The following is a 7,607-nucleotide window of genomic DNA, read 5'->3' on the forward strand; positions in this document are numbered from 1 at the left end:
CATTCATTTCCAGTCCAAAGCCTCTGGGAGTAAATCCGCCCTCATCACTTTCCAGGGCAAACAAATGTGTCTCCTTATTTTTTTCTGCCAGTTCCAGGTATTTTTCACCACCACGTCCGCCATTTTCTTCATTCATAAACATCACAGCACGAACGGTTCTTTTTGGCTGAATACCCACAGCTTTGATAGCTCTTAATACTTCAATGCTTTGCATTACACCGGCGCCGTCGTCCTGGGCCCCTTCTGCAAGATCCCAGCTATCCAGGTGCCCACCCACCGTAATAATTTCTTTAGGAAATTCTTTTCCGCTAATTTCTCCGACAACATTATAAGAAACCGTATCCGCAAGCATAGTACTGGTATTGGTAAAAGAAGCGGTTACCGTCATTTTTAATTTCAGTTGTTTGCTCAGCCATTCTGCATCATTGGTACTAATAGCTACGGCCGGAATTTTTGGAAAAGAATCGTTGTAAGTCATAACCCCGGTGTGTGGAAAATCGTCCTCATTACTGGCAAGGGAACGAATCATAGCTCCAATAGCACCATAGCTGGCAGCTTTGGAAGGGCCAGCCCATCTTGAAATACCGCTTTCGCTATACGCCCTGAATGTATGCACGTAAGTGGGGTTCATTTTAAAATTGAAAAATACAATTTTACCTTTTATAACAGCAGTACCTAACTGATCCAGTTCTTCAAAACTTCTTACTTCTATCACCCCTGCATTAATTCCTTTTTTGCCGGTACCTTCCGAATTACCCAATGAACATAAATGCAGTGGATAGGTGGGTTTACCTGCGACCTTAACAAAACCTTTTTCTTTTGTGCCGCGTACCCAATGCGGCACCATGCAGGCTTGCAGGTAAACCGTGTCAGCACCAGCTTCCTTTAACATGCGTGCGGTTGCTTCCACTGCCTTTTGCGCCTGGGGAGAACCTGATAATCTTGGACCAATTTTTTTACATAGAAAGCGAAGGTTTTCATAAGCCCTTCCATTGGTTAAAACCTCATCTGCTATTTTTCTAATCATTGTAGAATCTTCCGACTGTGCTGCACAACAAACAGGAAATAAAAAAATGACAATTGCCGGAATAATTTTTTTCAACATTTTTAGATTGAGTTAACAAACTTAGTGATTTAGCTGTTATGACAATACAACAGCTATATTTTATTCTGCAAATAATTTTTAAAACTACCCATAATAAACATGGGTATTTTATAAGAGGCAACTGAAAAAACTTTACTTAATAAATAATCATGCTGGTAAATTGATGATACAATAATACAAGTGGTAAGTGGAGATGGGTAATAAATTTGTAAATTGTGCAGGATTAAAAAAAGCTGCTAAAAATTATAGTGTATGAATATTGCAATTGTTTGTTACCCAACCTTTGGCGGTAGCGGTGTACTGGCAACAGAACTGGGAAAAGCGCTTGCTGACAAAGGACATAATATACATTTTATTACCTACCAGCAGCCTGTAAGATTAAGTCATTTTCATACCAATATATTTTATCATGAAGTAAGGGTGCCTACGTATCCTTTGTTTGATTATCCTCCGTACGAAACAGCTTTGTCCAGTACAATGGTGGATGTAATTACCAACAATAACATTCAGTTGCTACACGTGCACTATGCCATACCGCATGCTTCTGCGGCGTATATGGCCAAACAGATACTGGCTAAAGAAGGTATCCATATCCCGGTAATAACCACTTTGCACGGAACTGATATTACCCTGGTTGGAAGAGATAAAACCTATCGCCCGGTTGTAACTTTTTCAATGAATGAAAGTGATATCCTTACCGCGGTATCCGAAAATTTGAAAGAAGAAACTTACCGCAATTTTGCCATTGAAAAGGACATTGAAGTGATACACAATTTTGTAGATGTAAAACGCTTTAACCGCAAACCGGTGGATGCTTTTAAAAAATTGATTGCACCCAATGGCGAAAAAATAATTGTGCATGCAAGTAATTTCCGAAAGGTTAAAAGAGTGGATGATGTGGTAAAGACATTTTTGCTGATCAATGAAAATATTCCCTCTAAATTATTATTGCTGGGCGACGGGCCGGAACGCTCCCTCATTGAGGCAGAAGCAAGAAAAAGCAATGCCTGTGATGCCATTAAATTTTTGGGTAAGCAGGAACAGATGGAAGATATTTTACCCATTGCCGATTTATTTTTATTAACCAGCGAATATGAAAGTTTTGGATTGGCAGCGCTGGAAGCAATGGCTGCTGAAGTACCCGTAATATCAACCAATGCAGGCGGATTGCCGGAAATAATAATCAATGGCAATTGCGGCTATATGAGTACGGTGGGAGATGTGGAAGAGATGAGCAAAAACGCCATGCTTATTTTAAAGGATAAAGTAACCCATGACCGTTTTAAAACAAATGCGTTAACCCAGGCTAAAAAATTCGACATTGGAAATATCGTTCCCCAATATGAAAAATTGTATGAGCGGTTAATTGTGCTGTCACCGGCGTCTTAACCATTGTTCGGGATCAAGATCACTTTTTTCGTTGCTGATAATTAGATCAATAGCTCCAATTCCGTCAAGGTTGGCAGCAACTTTACCAATTACCTGCCCCACTTCTACCGTCTGCCCTTTGTTTAAATTTACACCTGTTAAATTGCTGTAGCCAGTAAAATAACTGCCATGTTTTACTACAACCATTTGCACATCGTCGTAATTGTTTACCAATACCACTTCGCCACCAAAAATCATTTTAACGGGTGATCCAATATCGCAACCAATGGAAATACCTTCACTAACAACCGTTAATGGCCCAACTTTATTAGTTCCGTGATGTAATAATATATATCCTTTATCAACCGGCCAAGGTAGTTTGTGCTGGTTTTTTGTAAACTCATTGTTTAAGGTTATCGCTTCAGTAGTATTTAAAAGTTCCTTACCCGGTGTAATAGCAACAGGCGTTACTTTTTTGGACAGTTTTGATATTTTCTTAGTTCCGGTATTCTCAGTGCTTCCCGAAGCAGTGTTTTTTGTAGCCTTTGCCTCTGCTTCCCTCGCCTTGCGTTCCTCATTGGCTGTTGCTCTTTTTGCTTCTTCAATGGCCCGCCGTATGGCTGCTGCAATGGCATTACCCACTTTCATCATTTGCTTTTTCTTGGCAGCCACCTGGTTATTCAATTCCTTACCCTGCGCTTTTAACTGCTTTACAACCTGATTCTTTTCTTCCTGTTGCGATTGTAAAATGTCTGCTTCCTTTGCCTGCACCTGCAACACGGAACTCTTCTTTTTCTTGGTGCCACCCAGTTCACTGATGCGGTTTCTTAAAAGTTCTTGTGTACGCAAAATATTTGCCCCCTGCATTTCGCGGTAATTTCTGTAACTCTTTAAATAGGTAATCCGTTTGATGGCATCATTAAAACTGGAAGCTGAAAATATAAAATTTAAAAAGTCGGAATTGCTCCTGTTTTTATAGGAGTAAATCATGCTTTTTGCATAATCCCGCTTTAAAGTATCGAGCAACAACTGCATTTTATTAATATCTTTCTGAGATTTATAAATGGTATTGTTCAGAAAATTAATATCCTGATTTATATTATCAATTACCTTTTCCTGCAGACTAAGTTTTCTTTCTATCAAGGCTTTTTGGCTAATTATTTCTTTGGTAGTTTTTCTAATTTTATTTAGTTGTCCCTGAGTTTCTTCGATATCTCTTTTTAATTGCTGGCGTTCTTTTTCAAGTTCCTGTTGCTCTTTGGTAGCAGGTGCCTGTGCTATTACAGCGGCACTAAAAATAAAAATAGAAAAAAATATTACAACAAATCTGATCATGAGCTAAGTTTACTTGGATAAACAAAATTACAATTCAGCACGCAATTAAGGCGTTAATAAAACTTACCCCTGCTGTATTGCAGCATTGCAAATAACGCTTAGTTGCGTTTATAATTTTTGGGTATATTAAAAATGATAGACAAATCTTTGTTAAACTCCCACTGCTTATAATTTAACTGGATGTCTAATTTATTTTTTTCTGATACGGTTATTTCCCTGTAAGTTGAAAACGTGATTCCATTAATATTTTCAAAATTACTATAGGTAATATCTGCCGTTCTGTTGCGGTTAATATCAACATCATCCAGTTTACTATGCGTGAGATAATGATTGCTTTTTTCAATGGTTAGCAAATTTTTAAAATATTTTCCCAGTGTGGCCAGCAATATTTTTGATTCGGTTTCTTTGTAAGATATTACGCTGTCATCAAAAAAAACAGGGTTACCAATCAGTAAATTCTGCAATGTTTTAAAATCAAAAGGAATGGCAGTAACATCCTGCAAATAGTCAATGGAACGGTATTGTACCTGTTTGTTTATTTTATCTATTAAAAAAACGCTGTCCTTGGTAATCAGCACCCTAAATGCTTCAATGTTAAAAACAGTGGCATAACCTAATACCCATATCAGGCTGTCTTTTAAGATGCGCACGTATGCAGTTATATTAGGCTGGTTCCCTTTATTATTTTGATAATCTACTTTTATTTTGGCAGAAAAAGTTTTGAAATCCATCTCATTCTTATGCACATCTTCCAAAGCTTTTTTAATTACTAAAAGCGAATCGTACGCCGATGTATTGGTTATCATCAGGGATACCGTATCTTTTTTTGCAACGGCCGTTTGTATTTTTTTTGCCGTTTTACAACTGCTTACTGCCATTGCAACCAGCAGTATAAAATACACCAAGGTTCTGTTTAAATATTTATAAATACTGTATTTCATCTTATTAATTTTATTGTTTCCCCGTATGGCCAAATCCACCCTCGCCCCGTTTAGTAACATTCAATTGCGTCACCAGTGTAAGGTCTGCTTTATGTAGTGAAGCTATAATTATTTGTGCAATGCGATCGCCATGATGAATCGTTTGAGGCTCTTTGCTTAAGTTGATCAATATTACTTTTAATTCGCCGCGATAATCGCTGTCGATAGTACCCGGCGTATTTAAACAGGTAATGCCTTGTTTGATTGCAAGGCCACTTCTTGGCCTTACCTGGGCTTCAAATCCATCCGGTAATTCAATAAACAAACCCGTTGGAATTAAGGCACGTTCTAAAGATTGAAGAATAACCGGTTGTTCCAGATTAGCCCGGATATCCATGCCAGCCGATCCTGTGGTGGCATAAGCAGGTAATTCATTGCTGGATTGGTTGATGATGTTTACTGGTATATTTTGCATGGGCGCAAAGGTAATGATGAGAATATGATTTTTTATATCCCCGTAATTTAAAATCAATCTGAATGGCCGTTTTATTTTTGCAACAGGATAGTAGCATAGGCTACCAATCCTTCTTCCCTGCCAACAAAACCCATTTTTTCTGTTGTGGTTGCTTTAATAGAAACATCGCTCAACTGTAACTCCAGAATTTGTGCTATAGCCAGTTGCATTTGGGGAATATAATCTTTAATTTTTGGTGCCTGCAGGCAAAGGCTGCTGTCGATATTTACAATGCCGTACCCCGCCTGTTTAATTAGTTCAAAACTTTTTTGCAACAAAATTTTACTATCAATATTTTTAAAAGAGTTATCGGTATCCGGAAAATGAACTCCAATATCTCCAAGACATGCAGCACCCAGCATGGCATCGCAAATAGCGTGTAACAATACATCCGCATCGCTGTGGCCCAAAGCACCCTTGTTATGAGCAATTTTAACACCTCCCAACCAAAATTCCCTATCGGTAACCAATTGATGAAAGTCAATGCCGAAGCCAATTCTAAAACTCATTACAATTTATTTTTCGATGTAAAAACTGGGTAAATGTACAACTCTCTTAAAACAAAAAGCGTTCTGTCTTTACGGCAGAACGCTTTTATAAAAAGTTAATATCTTATTTTTTTTCTTCTGTGTCTGCAAAATCGAACACTAAACTAAAGCGCAATGTATTTGACAAAGGGTTGCGGTTAACGCCATTGCCCGAAGGTAACAGGTAAGAGAAGTTTAAGCCAAACATTTCGTATTTTAAACCAGCACCCAAAGTAAAATATTGACGGTTTCCTTTTAACGGATTTTCATAAAAGTATCCTGCCCTTAAAGCAAATTGATTTTGATACCAGAACTCTGCTCCCAAAGAAGCCTGTACTTCCTTTAACTCTTCAGAAAATCCGCCTGGTGCATCGCCGAATGAACTAAACCAACTGCCAACAACGCCCTGGTTACGGTATTTTTGAAGTCCGCTGCTATCTCCCAGAGCAGGTGGTGTTGGCACCAGCAATTTGTGAAGATCGAGACCAAAAGTAATTTTACTATCCTGATCAAATACTTTGGTATAAGCCACACCCAAACCCAAATTGGCCGGTATATAATCTTTTTGAGTAGCATCGTTGGTGTAACTTATTTTTGAGCCCAGGTTGCTTAAGGTTATACCGTAGTTTAAACCTGATCCATCTTCCTTAACACCAGTATGAAACACACTGATATCGGCTGCTACTGATGTTCCGGGTTTGTAAATTGTTCCGCTATTATTAGGATCTCCGCTTGCCAGACTGGAATTAATGTACCGCAGGGCAATGCCCACACCTAATTTATCCGATAGTTTGCGGGAATACCCTAGATCAACCGCAAATTCACGGGGACGATATTGCCCTAATTCGGAACCGTTATTGTCAGTAAATTGAATATTACCCAAACTGAAATACCTTAGAGAACCAGAAATGGCCTGCAACTCATCCAGTTTATAAAACCCCGATAAGGATGCAAGGTAAACATCATTTATATCAAGCCCTTTCAGCCATGGAGTATAAGTTAAAGACATACCCGCCTTGTTTGTGTTGAACGGCGTTTTAGCCAAATTCCAAAAAGCAGAATTGGCATCCGGAGAAGTTGCAACTCCAATATCTCCCATACCACCTGCACGTGCATCGGGAGAAATGCGCAAAAAAGGCACCGCAGAAGTTACTACATTTATAGGATCTGTTTGGGCCCTTACTATACTGGTTACACTTCCCAATAGTAAAACCAAGGCAGTTAATTTAACAGTTGCTTTTTTCATTCTAATTTTTGTCTTGTTAAGTAGACATACTTTCAATAAGCGGGGAATTTTGGGAGTGTAAAATAATAAACAAGTAAATTATCAATAATATTATTATTAAAATATTTGTGAAATTAGAAGATTTTATTCAATCAACCGCATAACCCACATATTAATAGTTAATTAAAAACATTGCCGGATTTCACTTTTATCAAATAGTAACGATTTTCAGGCAGGTTTATTGCATAAAAAGAGCGAGGTATCCTGGCACAATTACGTGAATACTTTTTCGTTTGGAGGCTAAAATCAGGACCCCTATTAAACAAAAAAGATATTGTGGCGGGAATTTTGCTTAAAGGCTCGAAACACTAAATTAAAAAATTTTAAATCCGCTACAAATGCCAAAAAGAGGATTTTTAATTTTCTGATATGTTACAAGTTTGTAAGTTATTTATTTTGATACCAGCTTCAGTTTTTTATAGCATCATCGTCAGACTGTGCAAAAACTAAAATCAAAAAAAAGAGATGACTTACCCACAACTTATCATAAGGTACATCAAAAGCAATAATAACATTGTCTAAGTAATATGAGTTATAAACAAGGCATAGCACG

The 7,607-nt window shown here is 37.9% G+C and carries 7 protein-coding genes; 1 reads left to right on the forward strand and 6 read right to left on the reverse strand.

The genetic code is table 11. The features are described from left to right. Window positions 1-1,105, reverse strand: a 1,105-nt coding sequence (locus H7254_RS16030) for a M20/M25/M40 family metallo-hydrolase (protein WP_301933927.1), incomplete at its 3' end; no start/stop codon positions are given. Between the two features lie 252 nt (window positions 1,106-1,357). Between H7254_RS16030 and bshA the strand changes: the two genes are divergently transcribed. Beyond that, complete coding sequence (gene bshA / locus H7254_RS16035; RefSeq protein ID WP_301933928.1) at window positions 1,358-2,494, forward strand: N-acetyl-alpha-D-glucosaminyl L-malate synthase BshA; 1,137 nt, start codon at window positions 1,358-1,360, stop codon at window positions 2,492-2,494. Here the strand turns inward: bshA and H7254_RS16040 are convergent. The 5 genes from H7254_RS16040 to porV form a co-directional block, all read right to left on the reverse strand. Continuing rightward, window positions 2,480-3,808 (reverse strand): murein hydrolase activator EnvC, encoded by a 1,329-nt coding sequence (locus H7254_RS16040; protein ID WP_301933929.1) that lies wholly within the window; start codon window positions 3,806-3,808, stop codon window positions 2,480-2,482. The genes bshA and H7254_RS16040 overlap by 15 nt on opposite strands. 98 nt (window positions 3,809-3,906) lie before the next feature. Beyond that, complete coding sequence (locus tag H7254_RS16045) at window positions 3,907-4,749, reverse strand: DUF4292 domain-containing protein (protein ID WP_301933930.1); 843 nt, start codon at window positions 4,747-4,749, stop codon at window positions 3,907-3,909. A gap of 10 nt (window positions 4,750-4,759) precedes the next feature. After that, window positions 4,760-5,203 (reverse strand): dUTP diphosphatase, encoded by a 444-nt coding sequence (gene dut, locus H7254_RS16050; protein WP_301933931.1) that lies wholly within the window; start codon window positions 5,201-5,203, stop codon window positions 4,760-4,762. 71 nt (window positions 5,204-5,274) lie between these two features. Continuing rightward, a complete protein-coding gene (gene ispF / locus H7254_RS16055; RefSeq protein WP_301920863.1) occupies window positions 5,275-5,751 on the reverse strand; it encodes a 2-C-methyl-D-erythritol 2,4-cyclodiphosphate synthase in 477 nt (158 codons plus the stop codon). Between the two features lie 103 nt (window positions 5,752-5,854). Then, entirely contained in the window at window positions 5,855-7,015 is a 1,161-nt protein-coding gene (gene porV / locus H7254_RS16060; protein ID WP_301933932.1) for a type IX secretion system outer membrane channel protein PorV, read from the reverse strand. Window positions 7,016-7,607 lie beyond the last annotated feature (592 nt).

The sequence above is a fragment of the Ferruginibacter sp. genome (genome assembly GCF_014377975.1).
Classification (GTDB): domain Bacteria; phylum Bacteroidota; class Bacteroidia; order Chitinophagales; family Chitinophagaceae; genus Ferruginibacter.